The organism is Roseococcus suduntuyensis (genome assembly GCF_014196305.1).
GTDB lineage: Bacteria > Pseudomonadota > Alphaproteobacteria > Acetobacterales > Acetobacteraceae > Roseococcus > Roseococcus suduntuyensis.
In genome coordinates this window covers 316,453-338,212 of sequence record NZ_JACIDJ010000003.1, presented here as the reverse complement: position 1 = coordinate 338,212, position 21,760 = coordinate 316,453, and the positions used below count along the sequence as shown (strand labels likewise).

26 protein-coding genes and 1 tRNA gene are annotated in these 21,760 nt (G+C 71.5%); 9 read left to right on the top strand and 18 right to left on the bottom strand.

Annotated features, from left to right (window positions below; translation table 11 throughout):
* Positions 1-61 precede the first annotated feature (61 nt).
* On the top strand, positions 62-1,192 hold the full coding sequence (locus GGQ83_RS11740) for a CaiB/BaiF CoA transferase family protein (RefSeq protein ID WP_184384151.1): 1,131 nt from the start codon (positions 62-64) through the stop codon (positions 1,190-1,192).
* Positions 1,193-1,199: 7 nt separating this feature from the next.
* Here the strand turns inward: GGQ83_RS11740 and GGQ83_RS11735 are convergent, their stop codons facing one another.
* The gene (locus GGQ83_RS11735; RefSeq protein ID WP_184384149.1) at positions 1,200-2,030 is read right to left on the bottom strand and encodes a GGDEF domain-containing protein; all 831 of its coding nucleotides are present in this window, start codon (positions 2,028-2,030) and stop codon (positions 1,200-1,202) included.
* Between the two features lie 2 nt (positions 2,031-2,032).
* Complete coding sequence (locus GGQ83_RS11730; protein ID WP_184384147.1) at positions 2,033-2,989, bottom strand: tripartite tricarboxylate transporter substrate binding protein; 957 nt, start codon at positions 2,987-2,989, stop codon at positions 2,033-2,035.
* 101 nt (positions 2,990-3,090) lie between these two features.
* Here GGQ83_RS11730 and pdxY point away from each other — a divergent pair, with 101 nt between their 5' ends.
* Together pdxY and GGQ83_RS11720 are read left to right on the top strand one after the other, a co-directional pair.
* Complete coding sequence (gene pdxY, locus GGQ83_RS11725; RefSeq protein ID WP_184384145.1) at positions 3,091-3,933, top strand: pyridoxal kinase PdxY; 843 nt, start codon at positions 3,091-3,093, stop codon at positions 3,931-3,933.
* A gap of 86 nt (positions 3,934-4,019) precedes the next feature.
* On the top strand, positions 4,020-4,583 hold the full coding sequence (locus GGQ83_RS11720; RefSeq protein WP_184384143.1) for a lipid-binding SYLF domain-containing protein: 564 nt from the start codon (positions 4,020-4,022) through the stop codon (positions 4,581-4,583).
* A 209-nt stretch (positions 4,584-4,792) separates the two neighbouring features.
* Here GGQ83_RS11720 and GGQ83_RS11715 read toward each other — a convergent pair whose 3' ends face one another.
* From GGQ83_RS11715 to GGQ83_RS11705, 3 genes are all read right to left on the bottom strand, one after another.
* Positions 4,793-4,960 (bottom strand): NepR family anti-sigma factor, encoded by a 168-nt coding sequence (locus tag GGQ83_RS11715; RefSeq protein ID WP_184384141.1) that lies wholly within the window; start codon positions 4,958-4,960, stop codon positions 4,793-4,795.
* Positions 4,961-4,998: 38 nt separating this feature from the next.
* Positions 4,999-5,673 (bottom strand): sigma-70 family RNA polymerase sigma factor, encoded by a 675-nt coding sequence (locus GGQ83_RS11710; protein ID WP_184384139.1) that lies wholly within the window; start codon positions 5,671-5,673, stop codon positions 4,999-5,001.
* Between the two features lie 136 nt (positions 5,674-5,809).
* On the bottom strand, positions 5,810-6,325 hold the full coding sequence (locus tag GGQ83_RS11705) for a sigma-70 family RNA polymerase sigma factor (protein WP_184384137.1): 516 nt from the start codon (positions 6,323-6,325) through the stop codon (positions 5,810-5,812).
* 77 nt (positions 6,326-6,402) lie between these two features.
* Between GGQ83_RS11705 and GGQ83_RS11700 the strand changes: the two genes are divergently transcribed.
* From GGQ83_RS11700 to GGQ83_RS11690, 3 genes are all read left to right on the top strand, one after another.
* On the top strand, positions 6,403-7,125 hold the full coding sequence (locus GGQ83_RS11700) for a PhyR family response regulator anti-anti-sigma factor (protein WP_184384135.1): 723 nt from the start codon (positions 6,403-6,405) through the stop codon (positions 7,123-7,125).
* Between the two features lie 93 nt (positions 7,126-7,218).
* The gene (locus tag GGQ83_RS11695; RefSeq protein ID WP_184384132.1) at positions 7,219-7,416 is read left to right on the top strand and encodes a CsbD family protein; all 198 of its coding nucleotides are present in this window, start codon (positions 7,219-7,221) and stop codon (positions 7,414-7,416) included.
* Positions 7,417-7,687: 271 nt separating this feature from the next.
* Positions 7,688-7,852, top strand: a complete 165-nt coding sequence (locus GGQ83_RS11690; RefSeq protein WP_184384130.1) for a DUF1328 domain-containing protein — start codon at positions 7,688-7,690, stop codon at positions 7,850-7,852.
* Positions 7,853-7,900: 48 nt separating this feature from the next.
* Here GGQ83_RS11690 and GGQ83_RS11685 read toward each other — a convergent pair whose 3' ends face one another.
* The 11 genes from GGQ83_RS11685 to GGQ83_RS11635 all read right to left on the bottom strand — a co-directional run bounded on the left by GGQ83_RS11685 (position 7,901) and on the right by GGQ83_RS11635 (position 17,662).
* Complete coding sequence (locus GGQ83_RS11685; RefSeq protein WP_184384128.1) at positions 7,901-8,674, bottom strand: metallophosphoesterase family protein; 774 nt, start codon at positions 8,672-8,674, stop codon at positions 7,901-7,903.
* Positions 8,671-9,606, bottom strand: a complete 936-nt coding sequence (locus GGQ83_RS11680; protein WP_184384126.1) for a diacylglycerol/lipid kinase family protein — start codon at positions 9,604-9,606, stop codon at positions 8,671-8,673. The genes GGQ83_RS11685 and GGQ83_RS11680 overlap by 4 nt, the downstream gene beginning before the upstream one ends.
* Before the next feature lie 300 nt (positions 9,607-9,906).
* Positions 9,907-10,557, bottom strand: coding sequence for a PRC-barrel domain-containing protein (locus tag GGQ83_RS11675; RefSeq protein ID WP_184384124.1), 651 nt, complete (start codon positions 10,555-10,557; stop codon positions 9,907-9,909).
* A gap of 193 nt (positions 10,558-10,750) precedes the next feature.
* On the bottom strand, positions 10,751-11,218 hold the full coding sequence (locus GGQ83_RS11670; RefSeq protein ID WP_184384122.1) for a phage holin family protein: 468 nt from the start codon (positions 11,216-11,218) through the stop codon (positions 10,751-10,753).
* A gap of 2 nt (positions 11,219-11,220) precedes the next feature.
* Positions 11,221-11,526: a hypothetical protein gene (locus GGQ83_RS11665; RefSeq protein WP_184384120.1), complete on the bottom strand. Its 306-nt coding sequence runs from the start codon at positions 11,524-11,526 to the stop codon at positions 11,221-11,223.
* Positions 11,527-11,572: 46 nt separating this feature from the next.
* Positions 11,573-12,046 carry a Dps family protein gene (locus GGQ83_RS11660; protein WP_184384118.1) on the bottom strand — a complete coding sequence of 158 codons (474 nt, stop codon included), beginning with the start codon at positions 12,044-12,046 and terminating at the stop codon, positions 11,573-11,575.
* Positions 12,047-12,054: 8 nt separating this feature from the next.
* Positions 12,055-12,312, bottom strand: a complete 258-nt coding sequence (locus GGQ83_RS11655) for a hypothetical protein (protein WP_184384116.1) — start codon at positions 12,310-12,312, stop codon at positions 12,055-12,057.
* 71 nt (positions 12,313-12,383) lie between these two features.
* On the bottom strand, positions 12,384-15,194 hold the full coding sequence (locus GGQ83_RS11650; protein WP_184384114.1) for a PAS domain-containing protein: 2,811 nt from the start codon (positions 15,192-15,194) through the stop codon (positions 12,384-12,386).
* A gap of 70 nt (positions 15,195-15,264) precedes the next feature.
* On the bottom strand, positions 15,265-16,179 hold the full coding sequence (locus tag GGQ83_RS11645; RefSeq protein WP_184384112.1) for a transglutaminase family protein: 915 nt from the start codon (positions 16,177-16,179) through the stop codon (positions 15,265-15,267).
* Positions 16,180-16,529: 350 nt separating this feature from the next.
* Positions 16,530-17,144: a thiamine pyrophosphate-dependent enzyme gene (locus tag GGQ83_RS11640; RefSeq protein WP_184384110.1), complete on the bottom strand. Its 615-nt coding sequence runs from the start codon at positions 17,142-17,144 to the stop codon at positions 16,530-16,532.
* Complete coding sequence (locus GGQ83_RS11635; RefSeq protein WP_184384108.1) at positions 17,141-17,662, bottom strand: thiamine pyrophosphate-binding protein; 522 nt, start codon at positions 17,660-17,662, stop codon at positions 17,141-17,143. Before GGQ83_RS11635 ends, GGQ83_RS11640 begins: the two co-directional genes overlap by 4 nt.
* A 149-nt stretch (positions 17,663-17,811) precedes the next feature.
* Here GGQ83_RS11635 and GGQ83_RS11630 point away from each other — a divergent pair, with 149 nt between their 5' ends.
* Positions 17,812-18,594: an exopolysaccharide biosynthesis protein gene (locus tag GGQ83_RS11630; protein ID WP_184384106.1), complete on the top strand. Its 783-nt coding sequence runs from the start codon at positions 17,812-17,814 to the stop codon at positions 18,592-18,594.
* 8 nt (positions 18,595-18,602) lie between these two features.
* Here GGQ83_RS11630 and GGQ83_RS11625 read toward each other — a convergent pair.
* Positions 18,603-18,677 (bottom strand) — tRNA-Thr (locus GGQ83_RS11625).
* A gap of 61 nt (positions 18,678-18,738) precedes the next feature.
* Entirely contained in the window at positions 18,739-20,082 is a 1,344-nt protein-coding gene (locus GGQ83_RS11620; protein WP_184384104.1) for a Y-family DNA polymerase, read from the bottom strand.
* 180 nt (positions 20,083-20,262) lie between these two features.
* Here GGQ83_RS11620 and efp point away from each other — a divergent pair, with 180 nt between their 5' ends.
* Positions 20,263-20,832, top strand: coding sequence for an elongation factor P (gene efp, locus GGQ83_RS11615; protein WP_184384103.1), 570 nt, complete (start codon positions 20,263-20,265; stop codon positions 20,830-20,832).
* 54 nt (positions 20,833-20,886) lie between these two features.
* A complete protein-coding gene (locus GGQ83_RS11610) occupies positions 20,887-21,747 on the top strand; it encodes an inositol monophosphatase family protein (protein WP_184384101.1) in 861 nt (286 codons plus the stop codon).
* Positions 21,748-21,760: the final 13 nt, after the last annotated feature.

Genomic DNA, 21,760 nt, shown 5'->3' with positions numbered 1-21,760 from the left:
CGGCTTAACGCGCCCGCGCCGCGGTGGCATGTTCCTGGCCTGTGTAGTTTGGGGGAAGCGCATGACGCCCGGAAAGCCACTTGAAGGCCTGCTCGTAGTCTCGATGGAACAGGCGGTGGCGGCCCCCACCTGCTCGGCCAAGCTGTGCGACGCGGGGGCGCGCGTCATCAAGATCGAGCGCGCCGAGGGGGATTTCGCGCGCGGCTATGACGCCGCCTGCAACGGGCTTTCCACCTATTTCGTCTGGCTGAACCGCGGCAAGGAGAGCATCTGCCTCGACATCAAGCAGGCGGACGACAAGGCGCTGCTGGCCCGTCTGCTGGAGAAGGCCGACGTCTTCATCCAGAATCTCGCGCCGGGTGCGATGGCCCGCGCGGGGTTCGGCAGCGCGGCGCTGCGCGAACGCCACCCGCGCCTGATCACCGTGGACATCTCGGGCTATGGCGAGGAAGGCGAATACGCCTCCATGAAGGCCTATGACCTGCTGGTGCAGGCGGAAAGCGGGCTTTGCAGCGTGACCGGCCGCGCCGAGGGGCCGGGGCGCGTGGGTGTCTCCGCCTGCGACATCGCCTGCGGCATGAACGCCCACGCCGCCGTGCTGGAGGCGCTGATCGAGCGTGGCATCACGGGCCGCGGCAAGGGTGTGGCCGTCAGCCTCTTCGACGGCATGGCGGACTGGATGAACGTGCCGCTGCTGTATTTCGAGGGCACGGGCAAGGCGCCCCAGCGCATCGGCCTCGCCCACCCCTCGCTCTGCCCCTATGGCGCCTTCGAGACGCGGGATGGCGCGCTGATCCTGATCTCCATCCAGAACGAGCGCGAATGGGCGCAATTCGCCGCGAACTTCCTGGACGACGCCACGCTGCCCCAGCGCGAGGGCTTCCGCAGCAATGTGGAGCGCGTGGCGCACCGCCCGATGGTGGACGCGCACATCGCCGCCGTCTTCGCCGCGCGCACGCGCGAGGAATGCGTGGCCAAGCTGGAGGCCGCCAACACCGCCTATGGCTTCGTGAACGGCGTGGACGGGTTGGCGAAGCACCCCGCCCTGCGCCGCGTCACCGTCGAGACAGAGAAGGGCCCCATCGCCATCGCTGCCCCCGCCGCGCGCTTCAGCGACGGGCCGCGGGCGCTGGGACCGGTGCCCGCACTCGGCGCGCACACGGACAAGGTGCGCGCGGAATTCGCCGCCTGAGCCTGCCTCAGGCCGCCGGCAGGGCGCGGTTGCGCCCCGCCGCCTTGGCCGCATAGAGCGCGCCATCCGCCGCCCGCAGCGCCGCCTCCAGGGCCTCATTGCTGGGGGTGGCGAGGGTGGCGACGCCGGCCGAGAGCGTCACCCGCTCATCAGCCCCGCCCGGGTGGGGCACGGCCTGCTCCACCGCGGCCCGCACCCGGTCGAGCACGGGCAGGGCGGATTGCGCGTCCAGGCCCGGCAGCAGCAGCGCGAATTCCTCGCCGCCCATGCGCGCCAGGATGTCGCCCGGGCGCATGGCCTGGCGCATGGCATCGGCGGCGCCGCGCAGCACCGCATCGCCCGCCGCATGGCCCCAGCCGTCATTGACGCGCTTGAAGCGGTCGAGGTCGAGCATCGCGGCCGATACGGGAACCCTCTCGCGCGCCGCCCGCGCCAGGGCATGCGCCACCTCCTCGGCGAAGCCCGCGCGGTTGGGCAGGCCGGTCAGCGGGTCATGCCGGGCGGCCGCGGCGAGCTGCCCCGCCAGCGCGTTGCGCTCGCGCAGGATGCGCAGCAGCAGCAGCACGGCGAGCGGGATGACGAGGTCCGTCCCCAGCCAGAACCAGCCCAGCAATGGCGTGCTTAACCCCGCCCAGGTCGTGATCTGCCCATAGGCCTCGGCCATGGTCAGCCCGGCCAGCAAAAGCAGATAAAGGATGGCGCCGGCGCGATACCCCCAGCCCGTGCCGCGCCGCCCGCGCCCGTGCCGCGCCACGGCCACGGCCGCCACGACGCAGGCGATGGTTGTGGCGGCCCGGAGCAGCAGGAAGCTCCAGTTCCAGGCGGTCATCGAATCCATGTTCAGTCCCGGGCGAGGTCAATTCCGCGCAGGATGGCGTTCCACCCCGCGATCTCTTGCCGGAGATAGCTGCGGATTTGCGAGGGCGCGAGGTCCAGCGGCGCACCGCCTTCGGCCAGGATGCGCGCGCGTTCCTCCGGCCGCGCGAGGAAGCGGCGCCCGATGTCGTTCAGCTGCGACACGATGAGGCGATGCGTCCCCCCGGGCGCCACCAGCACGGAGAAGGTGGAAAGCCGCACGCCCTCCAGCGCCGGCACGCCCGGCCAGGCGGTCTGCGGCGCATCGGTGGTGATGGCCACCGCCCGCACCCGCCCCGCCCGCGCATGCCGCCCGGCCGAGGCCGCGTTGTCGAACAGCATGTCGCAGCGCGCGGCCATCACATCCGTCATGGCGGCGTAGGAACCGCGATAGGGCACATGCACGAAATCGAGGTCCAGGCTGCGGGCGAAGAGCACGGCGGCGATGTGCGAAGGGGTCGCGATGCCGGTGGAGCACGCCGCGAGCCCGCGCCGCTGGCCCCGCGCGCGCAGCACCAGGTCCTGCACGCGGGCATAGGCGGGGCCGTCGGGCGCCAGCAGCAGCAGGGGCATGGCGGCGGGCAGCAGCACCGGCTCGAAGCTCACCAGCGGGTCATAGCCCGCGCCCAGGATCTGCGGCACCAGCGTCAGCGGCCCGCTGGCGGTCATGATGAGGGTGTAGCCATCGGATGCCAGCCGCGCGCTGATCTCGGTGCCCATGCGGCCCGAGACGCCCGGCCGGTTGTCCACCACGAAGTTGACGCCGAACACCTCGGTGTAGTGGCCGGCCAGGCGCCGCGCCTCGCTGTCCGCCGCGTCGCCGGGGGGGAAGGGGACGATGATGCGGATGTCGCGGGTGGGCCAGGCCTCGGCCGGCTCCGCGCGCGCGGCCGCAACCCCGGGACAGGGCAGCAGCAGCATCACCAGCAGGAGCCATCGCATGGCGTCGAGCCTCGCATCCCGGCGCCGCTGCCCGCAAGGCCGGCCCATGTGGGAAACCCGGGTGGGCAAGCCCGCGCGGCGGGAGTAACCCTCGCTTCGCGATGAACATCCTCTCCATCCAGTCCTGGGTGGCCTATGGCCATGTGGGCAATGCCTCCGCCATGTTTCCCCTCCAGCGGCTCGGCGCCGAGGTCTGGGGCATCCACACCGTCCAGTTCAGCAACCACACGGGCTATGGCGCCTGGCGCGGCCAGGTGTTCGAGGCGGGGCTGGTGCGCGATTGCGTGCAGGGGATCGAGGAGCGGGGCGCGATGGCGCGCTGCGACGCGGTGCTGTCGGGCTACATGGGCGGGCCCGAGATCGGCGAGGCCATCCTGGACGCGGTTTCGCGCGCCAAGGCCGCGAACCCCCAGGCGCTCTATTGCTGCGACCCCGTGATCGGCGATGTGGGGCGCGGTGTCTTCGTGCGCCCCGGCATCCCGGAACTGCTGCGCGACCACGCCATGCCCCGCGCCGACATCGCGACCCCCAACCGCTTCGAGCTGGAATGGCTGACGGGGCGCGCGGTGACGGACCTCGCCTCCGCCAAGGCCGCCATCGCGGCCTTGCAGGACATGGGCCCGCGCTGCGTGCTGCTGACCAGCTTCGACGCCGAGGACGCGGAGGGTATCGCCATGCTGGCCGCCGAGGGCGGGCGGTTCTGGCGCGTCACCACGCCGCTGCTGCCGCTGAACGTGAACGGGGCAGGGGATGCCATCGCGGCGCTCTTCCTGTTCCACCGGCTGCGGAGCGGTTCAGCGGAGGTGGCGCTCTCCGCCGCTGCCTCCAGCATCTTCGGCCTGTTGCGGCGGACGGCCGAGGCGGGCTCGCGCGAAATCCTGACCGTGGCGGCGCAGGAGGAGTTCGTCTCGCCCAGCCGGGTCTTCGCGGTGGAACAGGTTTAACCCCGGCCGCTGCATCCGCCTTCAGGTTCATGCGTTGGGCCAGCAGACGCGCGCCATCTCGGCGCCGCTCGAAGGAACACCGATCCATGAACCTTTCCCGACGCCAATTCCCCCTCCTCGCCGCGGGTGCCGGGCTGCTGGCCAGCGCGCCGCTGGCCCGTGACGCCGCCGCCGCCACCGGACCCGAGATCAGCCGCGACGTGGCCGAGGCCGAGCGCCGCCTGCGCGTCATGGAAAACGCCGCGCCGCTCTTCTCGCAGGCGCAGGCCGTGCTGATCTTCCCGCGCATCATCCAGGGCGGCTTCATCGTGGGCGGCCAGTATGGCGAGGGCGCGCTGCGCCGCGGCGCCACGCACCAGGGCTACTACCGCATCGTCGGCGCCTCCTTCGGCCTGCAGGCCGGCGCGCAGACCTCGGGCCTGGCCATGTTCTTCATGACGGAAGCCGCGCTGCGCGCGCTGGACAACGCCGATGGCTGGGAAATCGGCACCGGCCCGTCGGTGGTGGCGCTGGACCGTGGCCTTCAGGCGAACGTGACCTCCACGACGCTGGCCGAGCCCGTCTATGCCATCACCTTCGGCCAGCAGGGCCTGATGGCGGCGCTGGCGCTGAACGGCACCAAGATCACGCGCTTCACGCCGGAGCGCTAATCCGCCCGGCCGCAAGGCCGGCACGCCCCGCGTGGCCCTGTGCCACGCGGGGTTTTTCTTGTCCGATGTCAGGGGCCCGATGCCAGGGGCCCGATGCCAGGGGCCCTGAAGTCAGGATGCGGACACGAAAAAACCCGCCGCCCACCCCGTCAGGGGCAGGTTGCGGGTTCAAGGTGTGGGCCGCCTGGACACGGTGGCCGTGCCGGAACCTATTTGTTGTTCCGGTCCTGCTCGATCAGACGCAGCAGCTCTTCCGGAATCGGCTCCTTCGCCACCTCGTCGAACATGGCGTGCAAACCCTGGTCGAGCCAGAGGTCGAACGCCTTGTCCGAGGGTGCCTTGCGGGCGCGCTTCGGAGGGGAGCCAGGCTTGCTCATCCGTGGTCCAGGCCTGTCCGGTTCTTCCGTATCGCCGCTCACCGCCGCTCCAGCTGTGCCTCGCCATTGTCACGGCCAAGCTTAGCCATGACAGGGGCCGCGGGCAAAGCGGAGAGCGCATGAGCAGGCACGGAAGCGCGCGCGCGGGTCTTGGGCGCGGTGACGCGGGGCTTGGGGGCCTCGTCATCGCCCAGCAGCCAGCGGCGCAGCATGGCGCGCGCACGGGAGACGCGGCACTTCAGCGTGCCGACCGGCACGTTGAGCTGCTCCGAGGCTTCCTCATAGGAAAGGCCCTGCACGGAGATCATGATCAGCACGAGGCGATGATCCGCCGGCAGCTTGCCGATCAGGTGGCGGAGCTGCTGGATGGCCAGCCCCTCTTCCTGGCCGCCGCTGCGGGCGAGCAGGGAGGCGGGGGCATCCTCGATGTCCACGATCTCGCGCCGGCGGCGCATGTTGGAAAGGAAGCGGTTGCGCAGGATGCGCGCCATCCAGGCGCCGAAATTCGTGCCGGGCTGGAAGGAGGTCTGCGCGGCCAGCGCGCTGCTGACGCTGGTCTGCACCAGGTCGTCGGCATCGGCGCGGTTGCGCGTCAGCGCCAGGGCCTGCTGCCGCAAGGCGGGCAGGGCAGCGACAAGGAGGTCATGGAAGCTGACCTCGGGTGCGGAGTCGACCATGGTGGCCTCGGCCTGGTCGTCCTGGGGGAGGGGCATCGTGTTTGTGTCCGGTGCTCGCATGCCCCCCCAACGCTGAGGCTCGGACTTCATTGCATTAAAAAATTGTAATGTGAAGCGAGAGGTGCCCGGGCAACCACGAAAGCCCGGCCACGTTCATTCGCATAAGATGCCGTCAAACACCTGGAGGGGTCCGCAACCTAGGCTCGAGCGCGCGCCGCAAGGCGCTCCGCGCCCGGCTGAGGCGTGCGCGCATGGTGCCCTCCGGCACGCCGCAGATCCGCGCGGCCTCGGTGGCGGACATGCCCTGGGCCCCCATCAGCACCACCGCCTCGCGCTGCGGGGCGGGCAGGGTGCGCATGGCGCGCGCCAGGTCATCGAGGGCCAGGCTGTCCGCCGGCCCGGCCACGCCCTCCATTCCCTCCTCCAATGGCGTCAGCCGCCGTCCCGCCCGCAGGCCGGACAACCAGGCGTGGCGCAAGATAGTGAAGACCCAGGCGCGCAGCTCCCCCACCTCCGTCATGCGGCGTTCGCTGGACAGGGCGCGCAGCAGCGTCTCCTGCACCAGCTCATCCGCGGCGGCGACGGAGCCGCTCAGCGCCCGTCCATAGCCGCGCAGCGACGGCATCAGCGCCACCAGCGCCGTGCGGAACGCGGCCTCGGCATTGGCCTTCGCGGCATCCTCCTGCATTACGTCATTCCCGCGCGGCCGGAGTTTGGGCATCCTGTCCCGCGCGCCCTCATCCCCTTCGTCGAGGAGACTGTTCCATGAGCGCCACCCAGCAGGAGCTGATCGCAGCCCTGCCTTATGCCCGCCGTTTCGCCCGCGCGCTCACCGGCAGCCAGGGGGAGGGCGACGGGCTGGTGGGCCGCGCCATCCCGCGCATGCCCCAGGACCTGCCGCCGCGCCTCGGTTTCTATGCCGCCATCACCCAACTGATGCGCGACCATCCGCAGCGCGACGCGCCGGGGCTGACGCTGGTGCAGCGCCAGCTTTTGCTGCTGACGGCGCTGGAAGAGGTCACGCTGGCCGATGCCGCCCGGGTGCTGGACATGACGCCCGATCAGGCCGCCGAGGAGGTGCGCCAGGCCCGGCACGACCTGCGCCAGGTGGCCGCCACCGACATCCTGATCATCGAGGACGAGCCGGTGATCGCGATGGACCTGCAGATGCTGGTGCAGGGCTGCGGCCACCGCGTGGCCGGCGTCGCCATGACCGAGCGCGAGGCTGTGCGCCTGGCCCATGAACGCCCCGTGGGGTTGATCCTGGCCGATGTGAACCTGGGCCGGGGCGGCAGTGGCATCTCGGCCGTGCGGACCATCATGGAGAGCACGATCACGCCCGTGATCTTCGTGACCGCCTATCCCGAGTTGCTGCTGACGGCGGAGGGCATTGAGCCCGCCTTCATCGTCCGCAAGCCCTTCGACCCGCTGAGCCTCGCGATCGCCACCTACCAGGCGGTCCATGCCGGGCGCGTGCCCATTCCGTGACGCGTTCCGTGATGGGGCATGCTGCAACTTCAGGGCCCCTTGCCCGTTCTCCTGGCCGAGGCGGCGCCGACGCCGCCAGCAAGGAGACAGACCATGAACAGCGATACCATCAAGGGCAACTGGAAGCAGCTGACCGGCAAGGCCAAGGAGCAGTGGGGCAAGCTGACCGATGACGACCTGACGGTCATCGAGGGCAAGCGCGAGCAGCTCATCGGGCGCATCCAGGAGCGCTATGGCGTGGCCCGTGACGAGGCCGAGTCCCAGGTGAAGAGCTGGGAAAGCAAGTTCTGATCCGGGCTTGATGCCATCCCGGGACGTGCGCGGGCACCCATCCCGGGACGTGCGCAAGCACGCATCCCAGGACGTGCGCGTGCACGCATCCCAGGACGTGCACGCGCACGATGCACCGCGGCGCGCGACCTGTCGGGGCCAAACGCGCGCGCCGTATCGCGGGCGAATGGTCCCGGCGCCCGCAACCCCCCTCCAGGAACCGGCCGGAGCCACCGCCTGACGCGGCGGGACGGGCATCGGCCGGTCCTGCCGTTTCCCGGAGTGCAGAACCATGCTGGGTTGGAGCATCACTTTTCTCGTCGTGGCCCTCATCGCCGGGGTCCTCGGCTTCGGCGGCATCGCATCCACGGCGGCCGGCATCGCGCGCATCCTGTTCTTCGTGTTCCTGGTGTTGTTCGCGGTGTCCCTCTTGACCGGCCGCGGCGTCACGCTCTGACGCCCCGGCCCGTCGTCGATCTCACCATTGGCAGGGTCGGGGTGCCGCTCACGCGGCCTCCACCACCCGTTCCCGCCAACCCCGGTTCGTCACCTCGCGCGTGGTGACGCGCAGCCTGCCTTCCTCCCACTCGATCAGATTCCACCCATTCACCGCGGAGACGCCGCGCGGGGAGAAGGCACTCGGCGCCATCACCTGGCAAGGCGCGCCCGGCTCGGGCCCCAGGGGCGTGACCTCGGCGCGGTGCAGATGGCCGCAGAGCAGCCCCGCGACATTCTCTCGCCGCAGCACCCGGATGGTGGCCTCGGCTCCGCGGGGCGTGCGCCGCCGCTGCGCCCAGGCGCCATGCACCAGCGGGTGATGGCAGACCACGAGGGTCGGCTTGCCGCGGCCCACCGTCAGCGCCGCTTCCAACCTTTCGAGCCTGTGCTGCGGCACCGCGCCGGCCGACCAGTCCACATGCCATTGCGCGCGGCTGACCGTGTCGAGGCCGATGAGGCGCGCATGGTCGAGATCGAGCCGCTCGGCCGGCGCCGTCAGCCGCGCCGCGCGCCAGCGCCGCTTGGGCGCCATGAAGCGCTCCCACAGGGCCGAATGCGGAATGTCGTGATTGCCGGGCACCACCAGCAGCGGCGCGTCGAGGCCGGCCAGGAAGGTGAAGGCCGCCTCGAACTCCTGCGGCTGGGCGCGGCGCGTGAGGTCGCCGCTGATGACCACCGCATCGGGGCAGGCGGCCCGCACATCGGCCGCCATCTCGGCCACGCGCGCGGGATCGGCCTCGCCGAAATGCAGGTCGGAGAGATGGGCGAGACGATGGGTCATGCCGGAACTCCCGGTGGCGGCGCCGCCCGCTCGCCATCCTGCGGCCGCTGCGGCGGCACGACCAGGACGGACAGCGCCCGCTTGTGAAGATTGACGCGCACGGGCGTGCGCGCGAGGCGCATCTCGCCATCCAGGCTCATCCGCACGCCGTCCTGGCGGCCATGAACGGCCACGCGGGCGACTTCGCGTTCGGACACCTCGGCATCCTCGCCGAGCTTGCCACGGAACCAGAGCCAGGCCTGGCGCAGCCGTGCCACGGCCCCGGCGGGGCGCGCCACATGCAGCAGCAGCCCGGAGGGACGGTTGGGCTCGGGCAGGGTGACGACCACGGCCTGGCCCGTCTGCCGCGCGGCGGGGCCGATCCGCACCCAGAGCTCGCGCGGGAAGGGGCGCGTCAGCGCGCGCAGCAGCGCCTGCACCAGCGGCCACCAGCCGCCCGCGCCGCCGCCGCGCTGCATTTCGCGGAAGCGCATCAGCCGCGTCGCGCGGCCGATGATGAGCTGGTAGAGAAACACCTCGCCATTGGCGGTGGCCGTGTCGATCAGCCCGGGTGAGGCCGCGGCGTAGAGCGCGGCCGCCTCGATCGGGTCATTGGGCAGGTCGAGCCGCGTGCAGAGCCGGTTCAGCGTGCCGCCGGGCAGGGGGGCGAGGTAGCGCCCCGTGCCGCGCAGCCGTGCGGCCGCATCGCGCAGCGTGCCGTCGCCACCCGCCACGAAGACGATGCGCGCGCTCTCCGCCCGCGCCCATTGCGTGTCGAGGTCGGCGCCGGCCTCCGGATCCTCCACCGCGAAGCCCGCCGCGCGCAGCGTGGCCGCGAGCTGCGGGCCCGGATCATCCATGGCCGAGAGGTTGCCGGCGCGCGGGTTCACGATGAGACAGGCGGGCCAGGAGGTGACGGGACCGGGTGGCGCCTCGGGGGGCGGGGCGGTCATGGCCGGAACTCCACCGCGCGAAACGCCGCAACCGCGGGCGTCACATTGCGTTGCTTAGGCATCGCCAACAGGGAGATGAACATGCGCACCATTCTGCTCTGGTTCCTGGGAATTCCCATTCCCATCCTCATTCTGCTTCTGCTCTTCGGAGTGTTGTGAACGTAAAGGCCCCGCGGCGACGCGGGGCCTTTTTCATGTCCTGCGAGCGAGGGCAGCGTAGATGGGAAACCGGTCCGGCGAGGCATAAAAAGCCGGGCATGAAAAAGGGGCCGCCCCCCGAAGGAAGCGGCCCCCGTTCGATCAGCGGCTGCTGGTGCGCACGCTGTCGTAGTTGAACTCCGGACGCTCGCGCAGGCCGTCGCGGGTCGCACCCGGCAGCACCACGCGCTCACGCTCGGCGTTCCACTGAAGGTCCGTCAGCGGCACCGCCACCAGGCGGCCGCCCAGGCCCAGGAAGCCACCCACCTGGATCACGGCCAGCGGACCACGGCCCGCACCCGCGGCGGCACCGGCGGCCGCGGCACCCGCGGGCGGCACCAGGATGATGTCATCCACCGAACCGATGCTGTCGTTCTCGTCGTTGTAGACGTTCGCGCCGATGATCTGGCTCATCCGCGGGCGCGCCATCACGGCGGAACCGGCCGGGAAGGCGGCGCCGACACCGGCGGTCGTGCCGGGGGCCGTCATGCCGGCGGCCGGAGCGTTCGTGCCCCGCGTGGTGCCGGGAATGTTGCCACCCGGCGTCTGGCCGATGGCGCCACCCGGCGTCATGCCCGGCGCGGTGCCGGCGGTCGGCGGGGCGGGCTGGCCGGGCGTCACGCCCTGCGGGGAGGTCTGCGTCATGGTCGGCCCACCGCCGGCCGGGGAGGACGCGGTCTGGCCATGAGCCAGCATCGGCGCCACGAGCAGGGCGGAAGCCAGGGCGGCCGGCGTCAGGATGTTGCGTCGCATGATGGTGTTCTCCTTGTCTGGCAGGCCTCGAAGGGACCCACACACAGGAAACGCTCGGGCTTGAGCTTGGTTTCCAAGGTTTTTCAATGTTTTGAATGCGACTGAAGCGCATGTGGCCGCGACCGGGGGCACCGGCCGCGGCACGGGTGGGGAGGGGGCGCCGCCGCTCCTGGCGGCGACTGCGCCGACTGAATCAGCGGCGCCTGCGCCGACGCCCGAAGATCAGCGCGAAGACGGCGAAGAGAAGTTTCCGCCCGATCCCCACGCCCACGCGGCCAGCCAGACCGACCGCCAGGCCACGCCAGGGAATGATGTTCGCCACCTCGCCCACGGGAGAGGACTGGCGCACCATCCGCAGGCTGTCGCGCCGGATCGCCAGCGCCTCATCGGCCGCGCGCCGGTACTTGTTGCGCCGCGCCACGAGGAGGAAGAGCCCCGCGATCACCGCATCGGCGGCGGCGACATAGAGCGCCGCCCGCAACTCCCCGTGATCCTCGGCGAGCCACAGCAGCGCCGCGAGATGAAGCAGCGCGAGCATGAACAGGCCGAACAGCCCCGCGACCGCCGCAAGAGCGGCGGACCGCGCCATGCCGGCCGCCTGGCAGCGCAGGCGGAGTGCTTCCGCCTGCGCCGCGACCTCGAGAAGCCGCAGGCTTCGCATTCTCAGCGCCGCACGAGCAGCGCGAAGACGAAGCCGGCCAGCGCGGCCGAGGCCATCGCCATCAGCGGCTTCTCATGCACGAAGTCGCTGAGGTTCTCGGCCTGGTGGCGCACCGCGTCGGTGGCGCGATGGGCCGCCGCTTCGGCGGAGCCCACGGCACTGCCGATGGCGGGCGAGACGCGCTCGCTCATCAGCGCCTCGACCTTCTCGCGCAGCGCCGTGATCTCGGCATGCGGGTCGAAGCTGGTGGAGCCGGTGGTGGTGCCGGCGGTGCCCACGCGGGGCGGATCATTGCGGAAATCGCTCATGGAAATTCTCCTTGGCCCATGTCGTCTTGGGCGTTGTCGTGTGTGGTCAGGCGACGTGGCTGCGCAGCAGCCAGGCAGCCTTCTCGTGCACCTCGATGCGGTGGACGAGCATGTCGTGGGTCGCGATGTCCTCCGCCTCCTCGGCGGCTTCGGCCAGTTCGCGCGCGCGGGCGGCGATCTTGGTGTTGTCGTCGGCCAGGGTGCGGTAGGCACCGGCCACGTCCACCTTGCCCTCCAGCTCATCGAGCGTGGCGAGGTCCAGCATCGCGGTCAGGCCGCGCGGGGCCGGCTCGCCCAGGGCGCGCAGGCGCTCGGCCAGCTCGTCCACGGCGATGAACAGCTCCTTGTACTGCGCCTCGGTCAGCTGGTGCATGCCGATGAAGCCCGGACCGGTCGCGTTCCAGTGGCAGGCCTGGGTCTTGGCCATCAGCACATAGGTGTCGGCGACATAGCCGGTCAGGGCGGAGGCGATGCCCCCCGCCGCGTCATTGGCGGCGGGGCTCTTCTTCGTCGTGCTCATGTCGAAGCTCAGCGCCAGGCCGGACGGCCGACGTTCACGTCACGGGGGCTGGTCAGCACACCCGTCGCACCGCCGGCCACGCCGCCGATCGCGGCACCGGCCAGCGGGCTGCCACCCGTGGCGGCGCCGATCGCCGCGCCGCCGGCCGCGCCCAGGCCCGCGCCGGAGAGCAGGCGGTCGCCCTGCGTCTGACCGCAGGCGGCGAGGCCGCCGGCGAGAATGAGGCCCAGGGCCAGCTTCGGGCCAATGTTGGAAAGCTTGCGCATGTCGGCTTCTCCTTCTGCGTCTGTCTGGAGAAGCAACGTGCGCGCCCCTGTCCGGTTGCAGCGCGACCGGCTCAGCTATCGTTTCGCGAAGCCTCCAACGCCTCCACCAGCGCGCGGCGGATGCCCTCGGCGGTGTGCGGCGGGCGCAGCATGCGCGGCGGCGCCTCGTCGCTCTCGTTGTCGAGGCCAAGCGTGTTGAGGAACAGCAGCGCCGAGGCGCGGCGCCGCAGCAATTGCGCCAGAGGCTGCGCCGAGCGGCCTTGCAGCGTGCCCGACAGCACGGCCGCGTCCACGCGCTTCTCGGCCTCGATGAGTTCCACCGCCTCCTCGATGCTGGTGGCGGGGCCGAGCACGGCGCAGCCCGAGGCGCGCAGCAGCCCCGCGAGGCTCCGCGCCTCGCCCGCGTTCTCCACCGCCACGATCACGCGCCGGCCGGCGAGCGGCGAGGTCTCGCGCAGCCCCGTCACGAAACGGCTGCCGGCCAGCGCCTCCGCGCCCAGCACCAGGGTGCAGCGCAGGCCGGTCTCGGCCCAGTCGCGCTCGATGTCGCCGGCCAGCAGGCCGCGGATGTTGGCGTCGATCAGCCGGGTGCCGAAGCCGCGGCGCAGCGGCGCCTGCACCATGGGCGGCCCGCCCTCCTCGCACCACTGCATGTGCAGCTTGTCCTGCTGGCGCGTCCAGCGCAGCGTGACCTGCCCCTCGGGCACGGAGAGCGCGCCGTATTTCAGCGCATTCGTCACGAGTTCGTGCAGCACGAGGGTCAGCGGCTGCGCGGCCTCGGCCGTCAGGCGCACGGGCGGGCCCTCGGCATGGATGCGGCCCGATTGCGGGGCGAATTCCTCGCGCACGATCTCGCTCAGTTCGGCCCCCACCCATTTCTCGCGCGAGAGCAGGGTGTGCGCGCGGCTCATCGCCGCGATCCGCCCCTCCAGCACCTCCACCAGCGCCGGCACGTCATCGGGCGCGTCGGCCGCGGAGAGGCGGATCAGGCCGCGCACCACGGCCAGGGCGTTCTGCGCGCGGTGGTCCACCTCGCGCGAGAGCAGGCGCTCGCTCTCCTCCACGCGCTTGCGCGCCGTGATGTCCACCTTCGAGCCGGTGACGCAGGTGATGGAGCCGTCACTGCCGCGGATGGGCCGGTAGCTGGCCAGCCAGAAGCGGGGCTGGCCGTCCACCTCGCAGGTGACCTCCAGCTCCTCCACAGGCTCCCCCGTGGCGACCACGCGGCGCATGGCCTCCTCGATGACGGGCGGCATGTCGGGCGCCACCTCGGACAGCGTCCGCCCGATATGGTCGGCCACTGGCACGCCATGGATGGCGGCCAGCATGTCGTTGATGGCGATGAAGCGCAGGTCGCGGTCCACCAGGCAAAGGCCCACCGGCGCGTTCTCATAGGTGGCGCGCAGCTGCGCCGCCGTGTCCTCGGCCTGGGCCTGGATGACGCGCAGCTCGTGGAAATCGATGCCGACCATGGCCCAGGCCGCGATCTCCGACGGATCATGCCGGATGGCCGCGCCCTTCATCAGGTGCCAGCGCCATTGCTTGTCCTCCGCGCGGCAGAGCCGCACCTCATGGCTGAACCCCTGCGCGCCATCGCCCAGGCCGCTCGCCACCATGGCGTCCCAGGCCGCGCGCAGCCCGGGCTGGTCCTCGGGGTGGGTGGCGTCCATCCAGCCCAGCCCCAGGCTGCGGGCGTTGTCGAAGCCCGTCAGCTCCTGCCAGTAGGGGTTGGTCCAGTCCACATGGCCGGCGCGGTCGGCGGTCATCACGATCTGCGGGGCCACGCCCACCACCGCCTCCATGCGGGTCAGCGCGCGGCGCCGCGCCGCCTCGCGCGTCAGCACCGCATCCGCCATGCTGTCGAGGGCCGCGGCCAGGCGCTGGAATTCCCGCCCGCCGCGGATATGGCCCACGCGCGCGCCCCAGTCCTGCCGCGCCCAGTGGTTGGCCGCGCGCAGCATGCGCTGCACCGGCCTGTCCACCGCCGCGTTGAAGAAGACGAGGCCCACCACGAAGGTCAGCAGCAGCGATCCCACCACCATCACCGCCGCCTCGACATTGGCGTCCTCCTGCGCGGCGATGGCGCTGGCGGTGTCGAGCCCGACCGCGACGAAGAGACCCTCGGGCTCGATCTCCACGGGCAGGTAGGCCACGGTGCGGACCACGCCGTCGAGCGAGGTGGCCTCCATCACGCCCGGGGCGCGGGCACGGAGCATGGTCATCCCCTGGGCGCCGAGCGGGCGGCCCACGAAGCGCTCCCGCGCGGCGGAGCGCGCGACGACGTTGCCCGCGCGGTCGGCGATGACGGCGACGCCGCCCTCGGGCAGCAGCAGGGCCTGCAATTCATCGTTCAGCCACCCGACCGAGATGGCGATGACGAGCACGCCGGCCACCTCGCCATCCGCGCCCATCAGCGGCTGGCTCATGTGCAGCGAGGCCTGGCCGCTGGCCCGCCCCGTGGCGAACTCACCGAGCTCCATGCGGCCCGAGCGAAGGGTGCGCTGGAAATAGGGGCGGTCGGCCACATTGGTGGACAGCACGGCCGGGTTGGAGGCGCAGAGCGCGTTCCCTTCGCGGTCGAAGACATTGGCCGTGGCATAGCGCGGCGCCACGGCCACCACGCGCTGGAGGAACAGGTCGCAGGCGGCGCTGGCCTCCAGGCGGCGCACATCCTCATGCGCGGCCATGGTCCGCAGCGTGTGGCGCGCGCTCTCCAGGGTGCTGGCCACCTGGCGGCCCACCAGGCTCGCCAGCTGCATGGCCTGGGCCTCGAGGTCCCGCGTGCGCGTGTCCCGCGCCTCGCGTTCCAGCTGCACCTGGACGATGCCGGCGGGAATCAGCGCGAAGAGCAGTCCAAGAAACGCAATGAGCGCGAGGGGCACTGGTGGTCATCTCCCGAATGCGGGCGCCGAGGGATGCCGGCGCCGCCTTTCGTGCGGCGGTATTCCGCCGTCAGTTGCTCTGGCCTCCCGGCGTGCCGTGCGGTGCCGGCACCGCCCTGGCCTGGACCTCCACCGTGAGAGGCAGCGGGTCCGAGGGGTCCCCCACGAAGCCGCCGGCGACCGGCATGGCCTGCGCGGGGGTGCGTGTCACCCCTACCCGGATGAGGTTTTGCCCGGCGATGATGCCGTTCGTCGGATCATATTCCACCCAACCGGCCCCCGGCAGATAGACCCCGCACCAGGCATGGGTGGCGCCGGCGCCCTGGTTGGGGGCGTCCGGCTCCTCGTAGAGGTAACCTGTGATGAAGCGCGCGGCGAAGCCCAGGCTGCGCGCGGCCTCCATCATCAGCACGGCGAAGTCCCGGCAGGTGCCGCTGCCCATGGACAGCGTCTCGGCCGGGGCCTGGGTGCCCTCGGCCTCGCGCCCCACATAGGTGAACTCCGCCTTGATGGCGCGCGTCATCTCCTCCAGCAGCCCCAGCGTGTGCACCCCGCCCTCGCGCGCGGCGAAGCGACGCGCCCAGGCATCCACCTGGCGCTCGGGGTCGGGCAGCTGGCGTTCGGTCAGGCGGGCCAGGTCCGGGATTTCATCGGCCGCGTAGGAGAAGGGGTAGAGCTCGGCCAGGGGATCCAGCGCCTCCCGCCGCAGCGAGGTTCCGGCGGGGTAATGGGTCAGCGCCAGCTCCGAGACGATGCGCAGATAAGGCGTGCGGAGGTTCTCGTCCCATTCCAGGTGGCAGATGGAATTGCCGAAGACGTCGTGCGCCCAGCGCATGCGGGCGGCGGGCGGGTCCACCGTCAGCGTGGCCTCGTGCAGCCGCAGGTCGTGGCTGTCCTGGGGACGCAGCATGAGCCGGTGCGGCATCAGGCCCACCGGACGTTGATAGGCGTATTCCGTTCGATGGCTGATCTGCACGTCGGGCATGGGTGGTCCTTGGCCGGGGTCGCGGGCGGCTGTTGTGGGGGGAGAGAAAGTCGCGTCGGCTGATGCAACGCGGCAGCCGGCGCGTCGTTGATGCAGTATCATTCCGGTGGTGCGGTGGATGTCTCCGCCAGATCCCCCCCCACTCCCTCGTCCGGCTCGCCGGGCAGGGGAGGGTGGAGCCCGCCCCGTCAGGTCCTCGCGGCTTTCCCGCGGGCCCGGTGCCGCCGGATTGTGCCATTTCGCCCCTCGCGGGCGGGCTTGGCGCAGGGTGCCGGTTCCCCCCCTCCGGCATCCTCTCTCCTTTGGCCGGAACCCCCACGGGTTCCGGCCATTTTTTTCATCCGAAGTTATCAGCCCACGGGCAGCGCCATGGCGCGGGCGAAGGCCTGGGCGAAGCGCACCGGATCGCGGTCGGTCTGGCTGCGACCGGGCTCGTCGTCGATTCGCGCCGCAATCAGATGCGGACCATCGGTGGTCAGCGCCGTCTCGATCAACGCGTCGAACTCCGCCTCGTCCGCCGCCCAGTGGCTTTGCGCGATGCCGCTGGCGCGCGCGATGGCCACCCAGTCCGTGCCCGACTGCGCGGCCGGCGTGGGTTGCCCGCCCGTGATCTGGTAGATGGCGTTGTCCCACACCACGATGACGAGGTTGCGCGGCGCCCGTGCCGCGATGGTGGAGAGGCAGCCCAGCTGCATAAGCAGGGAGCCATCGCCCTCCAGCGCCAGCACGCGCCGGTCGGGCTGGGCCAGCGCCACGCCCAGCGCGATGGGCGCGGCCAGGCCCATGCTGCCCAGCATGTAGAAATTCTCGGGCCGCGCCGGGTCGGCCGCCCAGAGGTCCCAGTTGGAATTGCCGATGCCGCCCACCACGGCCTCACGCCTGTGCAGCTTGCCCACGATGCGCTTCGTCAGCGCCGCGCGGTTCATCACCTGGGTATTGGAGCGGAGGGTTTCGGGGCGGGTCATTGCGGCCTCGCGGTCAGGAGCGGCGAGAGGATGAGGCAGGCGGGCCAGCGCGTGGCGAAGGCCTGGCGCAGCGCGCGGTCGGCCTGGAAGCCGCACTCGTCGAGGCGCGAGAGCGTGTGGTGCTCGATGCCCATGCTGTCCAGGATGGGGCGCATGGTGCGGCAGACGATGGCCTGGCCGGGGTTGAACTCGCCCAGCGTGCCGCGCTCGCTCACCACCATCACCACCGGAAGCTGGAAGGCGCAGACCAGCGAGGCGAGCGCGTTGGGCAGGGTGGCGAAGCCCGAGGTCTGCATCAGGCAGGCGGCGCGCATCCCCGACATGACGGCGCCGGCGGCGATGCCGATCGCCTCCTCCTCGCGCGCGCAGGGGAAGGCGGTGAAGTGCGGGTCGGCCTCGATGGCCGCGATCAGCGGGCGCAGGACGTTGTCGGGCACATAGGGCACCAGGCGCACATCCTGGGCCTTGAAGGCCGCGAGGATCTCGCCCGGCCAATGGGATGGCGCGGCGGTGGTCATGGGTGTTCCTCCTCTCCGGGGCGGCGCGGGGCCGCCCGGCCCCAGCGGGGGCTAGGGGGGGGTGGCACGGATCGCGCGGGATCGCCAGATGAAGGCAAAGACGGGGCTTGTATCGCCCATCGGTCAATGCAAGGTTTTTCTGGCAGGACATGGCTGCGTTGCAGTATGAGCGCGCGGCGGTCCCGGGGAGTGCGAGCGTCATCACCACGTCATCCGAGCCGGGCGCGCAGGGCGCGCCCAGGGAATCCGGCCCGCATGCGGGGCCGGCGGAAGTGACCCATGCCGGGCCCGAGAGCGCCGAGGCGGCGCTGCAGGCGGAACACCCGGTCCCGATTTCCGAGCTGATCGGCATCATCGCGCGCGACTGGCCGACCGAGCGGGTGACGCTGGGCGAGCTGATCGAATCGCTGGGGCCGCGCGGCTATGGCATCCTGATCGTGCTGTTCGCGCTTCCGAACCTGCTGCCGATCTACATCCCGGGCCTCAGCCCCATCTTCGGCTTTCCGCTGATGATCATCTGCGCGCAGCTGGCCTATGGGCTGCCCACGCCGCGCCTGCCCGCCTTCCTGACGCGCCGTTCCATGAAGCGGTCGGACCTGCGGATGATCACGAGCCGGGCGCTGCCCTGGCTGAAGCGCGTGGAGCGCTGGGTGCGGCCGCGCCCCTCCATCGTCACCTCCCGCCTGGGCGACCGGGTGATCGGCGCCTATGGCGTGCTGCTGGCCTGCATCGTGGTGATCCCGCTGCCCTTCACCAACGGGCCGCCCTCGCTGGCCTGCCTCATCATGGCGATGGGGATGATGGAGGAGGACACCTTCACCATCCTGGGCGGGGCGATGTTCGGCATCGCGGGCATCGCGCTGGCGCTGTCCATCATCGGCAGCGTGGGCTGGATGCTGATGGCGGGCTTCGGCTGGATGTTCGGGATGTGAGGGGGCGCTGGTGCTGCCGAAGAGGATTGAACTCTTGACCTCTCCCTTACCAAGGGAGTGCTCTACCACTGAGCTACGGCAGCGCGCGGTGGGTCTCTAGCGGCGAGGCGACATTCCCGCAAGCCCGCCCTTCACGGATAAGCTTCAGCCCTTCCGCATCGGCACCCGCGAAAAGGCGATCTTCTCCCCCGCATAGGATTCCCAGTCGCGCGGGGCCGCGCCGATGGTCAGGCTGCCGCGGCCGAAGCGCTGGTGCACCCGGTCGAGTGCGGCGCCCAATGCTGACCCAGGGGCCGAGCCGGTGGCGGAATCAGGCGCCTCCTCACCCCCGGCGGGCGGGCCGGCGGCGAAGAGGTCGGGCGCGGCCGCATGCTCCCGCGCCGAGACGATCTCGGCCAGCGTCACGCTCACATGCCGCAGCCGGCGCGGCGCGGCGGGCCGCGTGAGCCAGGCGCGCCACATCGCCTCCACCGCCTCCAGCACCGCGCGCTCGTCATCGGTCGGGCGCAGCTTCAGGGCGGCGTGCAGCGTCTCGGCCACGGGTTCGGAACGCCCGGGCCGCGCCTCCAGCACCACGAGCCCGGCCAGACACCCCGCCGCCCGCAGCCGGGCGGTGGCCTTCTGCGCCAGCAGCCGCGCCACATGCCTGGCCCCCTCGGGGTCGCGCAGTTCGGGCGGCAGCACGCGGGCATGGCCGAGTGAGCCGGGCTGGGCGGGCAGGGGGGGCTCGGGGATGTCCGCGCCGCGCAGCCCATACCAGAAGCGCTCCCCCTCCACGCTGTTCCACACGGCGCGGGCGCGCTTGGGGCCCATCTCCCACAGGCCCCGGACATCGGTCACACCGCTGCGCGCCAGCCGGGCGGCCAACCGCTCACCGATGCCGGGGAATTCGCGCAGGCCGATGGAGAGCAGGCGGGCAGGCAGGTCCTGGGGCAGCAGGGCCACCAGCCCATCGGGTTTTTCCAGCTCGGTCGCGAGCTTGGCCAGCCGCCAGCTGGGGGCGAGGCCGATGGAGCAGCGCAGGCACGCCCCCACATCTTCCGCGATTCCCGCCCGGATGGCGCGCGCCAGCGCCATCGCCCCCGCCGGCAGGCGCTGCGCGCCCGCGAGCCGCACCGAGAACTCATCCACCGACCAGGCGCGGGAGACGGGCGCGTGATGCTCGATCGCGGCCAGCACCCGCTGGTGATAGGCGACATAGAGCGCGTGGCGGGCGGGCCGCAGGGCGATGCCGGGGCAGAGGCGGCGGGCCTCATGCACCGGCGTGCCGGTCCGCAGCCCCAGCCGCTTGCCCTCCAGGCTCACGGCGATGAGGGAGGTGTTCTCGCCCTCCGATGGCACGACCCCGACGGGCCGGCCGCGCAGGGCCGGGTCCTCCTGCTGCTCCACGCTGGCGAAATAGCTGTTGAGATCGAGGAAGAGCCAGCGCAGCGGGGCCTGCGGGTCGGGTTGCAGCAGGGGGTCGTCGGCGTGGGGGTCGGGCTGCATCGGGGGCGGAACCAGGCCCTTCCATCTCGTGCCGGCCAGCCGGAAGGCAAGCCGTGGCCACGCCCGCCGGGCGCCAGGGCCTTCACGGGAGGGGGAGTGTGGCCTAGACAGCGCGTCACGGAAAGCCCGCCCGGGCTTGCCACCCCTTGTTCGCAGGTCTTCTGAGGAGTTCCCCCGCCCATGGCGAAGATGCAGGCCAACCAGATGCGTGCCGGCATGGTCATCGAGTTCGAAGGCCAGCGCTACACCATCCTCAAGCAGAACATCATGATCCCGGGCAAAGGCAACGCGATCATCCAGGTGGACATGCGCAACATCAAGACGGGCGCCAAGAAGGACCAGCGCTGGCGCACCGCCGACGTGGTCGAGCGCCTGACGACCGAGGACAAGGAGTTCACCTACTCCTACGCCGATGGCGACAACCTCGTGCTCATGGACCCCGAGACCTTCGAGCAGACGCAGGTCCCCGGCGCCATCCTGGGCGACCGCCTGCCCTTCCTGCAGGAGAACATGGTGGTGAACGTCCGCCTCATCGAGGGCGACCCGGTCTCCATGGACCTGCCCGAGCTGGTCACGCTGGAAATCGCCGAGGCGGACCCGGTGGTGAAGGGGCAGACCGCCTCCTCCTCCTACAAGCCCGCTTTGCTGGTAAACGGCGTGAAGACCATGGTGCCGCCCTTCATCACGGCCGGCGAGAAGATCGTGGTCCGCACCGAGGACGCCTCCTACGTCGAGCGCGCCAAGGGCTGAGGCCCACCCGCCGGGGGCACCGCCCCCGGCCCCCCACTTCCGCAAGGCTCTCCCATGTCCGGTGCCAACTCCCCCCGTCTGTCGCCCGCGCTGAACGTGGTGGTCGCCGCCTGCCGCAAGGCGTCGCGCCGCCTGCTGCGCGACTTCACCGAGGTGGAGACGCTGCAGGTCTCGGCCAAGTCGGCGGGCGACTTCGTCTCCCAGGCCGACCTCCGCGCCGAGCAGACGCTGCGCGAGGAACTCTCCAAGGCCCGCCCGGGCTTCGGCTTCCTCATGGAGGAAAGCGGCGCCAGCGGCGACAAGGACTGGGAATGGCGCTGGGTGGTGGACCCGCTGGACGGCACCACCAACTTCCTGCACGGCATCCCGCACTGGGCCATCTCGGTCGGCATCGAGAAGCGCGTGAGCGAGACGTCGGGCGAGATCATGGCCGGCGTCATCTACAACCCCGCCTCGGACGAGCTGTTCTGGGCCGAGAAGGGCATGGGCGCCTTCCTCAACGACAAGCGGCTGCGCGTCTCGGGCCGGCGCGTGATGAACGAGGCGCTCTTCGCCACCGGCATCCCCTTCGCCTCGGTGCCGCGCAAGGCGGAGTTCACCCACGCGCTGGTGCGGATCATGCCGCAGGTCTCGGGCGTGCGGCGCTTCGGCTCGGCGGCGCTCGACCTCGCCTGGACGGCGGCCGGCCGGTATGACGGGTATTGGGAACTCGGCCTCAACAAGTGGGACATCGCGGCCGGCCTGGTCATGGTGCGCGAGGCGGGCGGCTATGTCACCGCGCCCGATGGCGGCGACCCCTATGCGGAGGGCCATGTGGTCGCGGGCAACCCGAACCTTCAGGGCAAGCTGCGCGAGATCGTGGCCGACAGCATCGCCGCCGCCGCCGCCGGCCGGGGCCGCGCAGAGGTCGGCTGATGGGGGCTGGCTG

Coding starts and splice junctions, on each gene's coding strand:
- GGQ83_RS11700 (WP_184384135.1), top strand. CDS start 6,403: ATGAGCGCCACCCAGCAGGAGCTGATCGCAGCCCTGCCTTATGCCCGC.
- GGQ83_RS11690 (WP_184384130.1), top strand. CDS start 7,688: ATGCTGGGTTGGAGCATCACTTTTCTCGTCGTGGCCCTCATCGCCGGG.
- GGQ83_RS11665 (WP_184384120.1), bottom strand. CDS start 11,526: ATGAGCGATTTCCGCAATGATCCGCCCCGCGTGGGCACCGCCGGCACC.
- GGQ83_RS11645 (WP_184384112.1), bottom strand. CDS start 16,179: ATGCCCGACGTGCAGATCAGCCATCGAACGGAATACGCCTATCAACGT.
- GGQ83_RS11675 (WP_184384124.1), bottom strand. CDS start 10,557: ATGCGACGCAACATCCTGACGCCGGCCGCCCTGGCTTCCGCCCTGCTC.
- GGQ83_RS11730 (WP_184384147.1), bottom strand. CDS start 2,989: ATGCGATGGCTCCTGCTGGTGATGCTGCTGCTGCCCTGTCCCGGGGTT.
- GGQ83_RS11680 (WP_184384126.1), bottom strand. CDS start 9,606: ATGACCGCCCCGCCCCCCGAGGCGCCACCCGGTCCCGTCACCTCCTGG.
- GGQ83_RS11640 (WP_184384110.1), bottom strand. CDS start 17,144: ATGACCCGCCCCGAAACCCTCCGCTCCAATACCCAGGTGATGAACCGC.
- GGQ83_RS11710 (WP_184384139.1), bottom strand. CDS start 5,673: ATGCCCCTCCCCCAGGACGACCAGGCCGAGGCCACCATGGTCGACTCC.
- GGQ83_RS11630 (WP_184384106.1), top strand. CDS start 17,812: ATGGCTGCGTTGCAGTATGAGCGCGCGGCGGTCCCGGGGAGTGCGAGC.
- GGQ83_RS11610 (WP_184384101.1), top strand. CDS start 20,887: ATGTCCGGTGCCAACTCCCCCCGTCTGTCGCCCGCGCTGAACGTGGTG.
- efp (WP_184384103.1), top strand. CDS start 20,263: ATGGCGAAGATGCAGGCCAACCAGATGCGTGCCGGCATGGTCATCGAG.
- GGQ83_RS11655 (WP_184384116.1), bottom strand. CDS start 12,312: ATGCGCAAGCTTTCCAACATTGGCCCGAAGCTGGCCCTGGGCCTCATT.
- GGQ83_RS11670 (WP_184384122.1), bottom strand. CDS start 11,218: ATGCGAAGCCTGCGGCTTCTCGAGGTCGCGGCGCAGGCGGAAGCACTC.
- GGQ83_RS11705 (WP_184384137.1), bottom strand. CDS start 6,325: ATGCAGGAGGATGCCGCGAAGGCCAATGCCGAGGCCGCGTTCCGCACG.
- GGQ83_RS11685 (WP_184384128.1), bottom strand. CDS start 8,674: ATGACCCATCGTCTCGCCCATCTCTCCGACCTGCATTTCGGCGAGGCC.
- GGQ83_RS11660 (WP_184384118.1), bottom strand. CDS start 12,046: ATGAGCACGACGAAGAAGAGCCCCGCCGCCAATGACGCGGCGGGGGGC.
- GGQ83_RS11620 (WP_184384104.1), bottom strand. CDS start 20,082: ATGCAGCCCGACCCCCACGCCGACGACCCCCTGCTGCAACCCGACCCG.
- GGQ83_RS11695 (WP_184384132.1), top strand. CDS start 7,219: ATGAACAGCGATACCATCAAGGGCAACTGGAAGCAGCTGACCGGCAAG.
- GGQ83_RS11715 (WP_184384141.1), bottom strand. CDS start 4,960: ATGAGCAAGCCTGGCTCCCCTCCGAAGCGCGCCCGCAAGGCACCCTCG.
- pdxY (WP_184384145.1), top strand. CDS start 3,091: ATGAACATCCTCTCCATCCAGTCCTGGGTGGCCTATGGCCATGTGGGC.
- GGQ83_RS11720 (WP_184384143.1), top strand. CDS start 4,020: ATGAACCTTTCCCGACGCCAATTCCCCCTCCTCGCCGCGGGTGCCGGG.
- GGQ83_RS11735 (WP_184384149.1), bottom strand. CDS start 2,030: ATGGATTCGATGACCGCCTGGAACTGGAGCTTCCTGCTGCTCCGGGCC.
- GGQ83_RS11740 (WP_184384151.1), top strand. CDS start 62: ATGACGCCCGGAAAGCCACTTGAAGGCCTGCTCGTAGTCTCGATGGAA.
- GGQ83_RS11635 (WP_184384108.1), bottom strand. CDS start 17,662: ATGACCACCGCCGCGCCATCCCATTGGCCGGGCGAGATCCTCGCGGCC.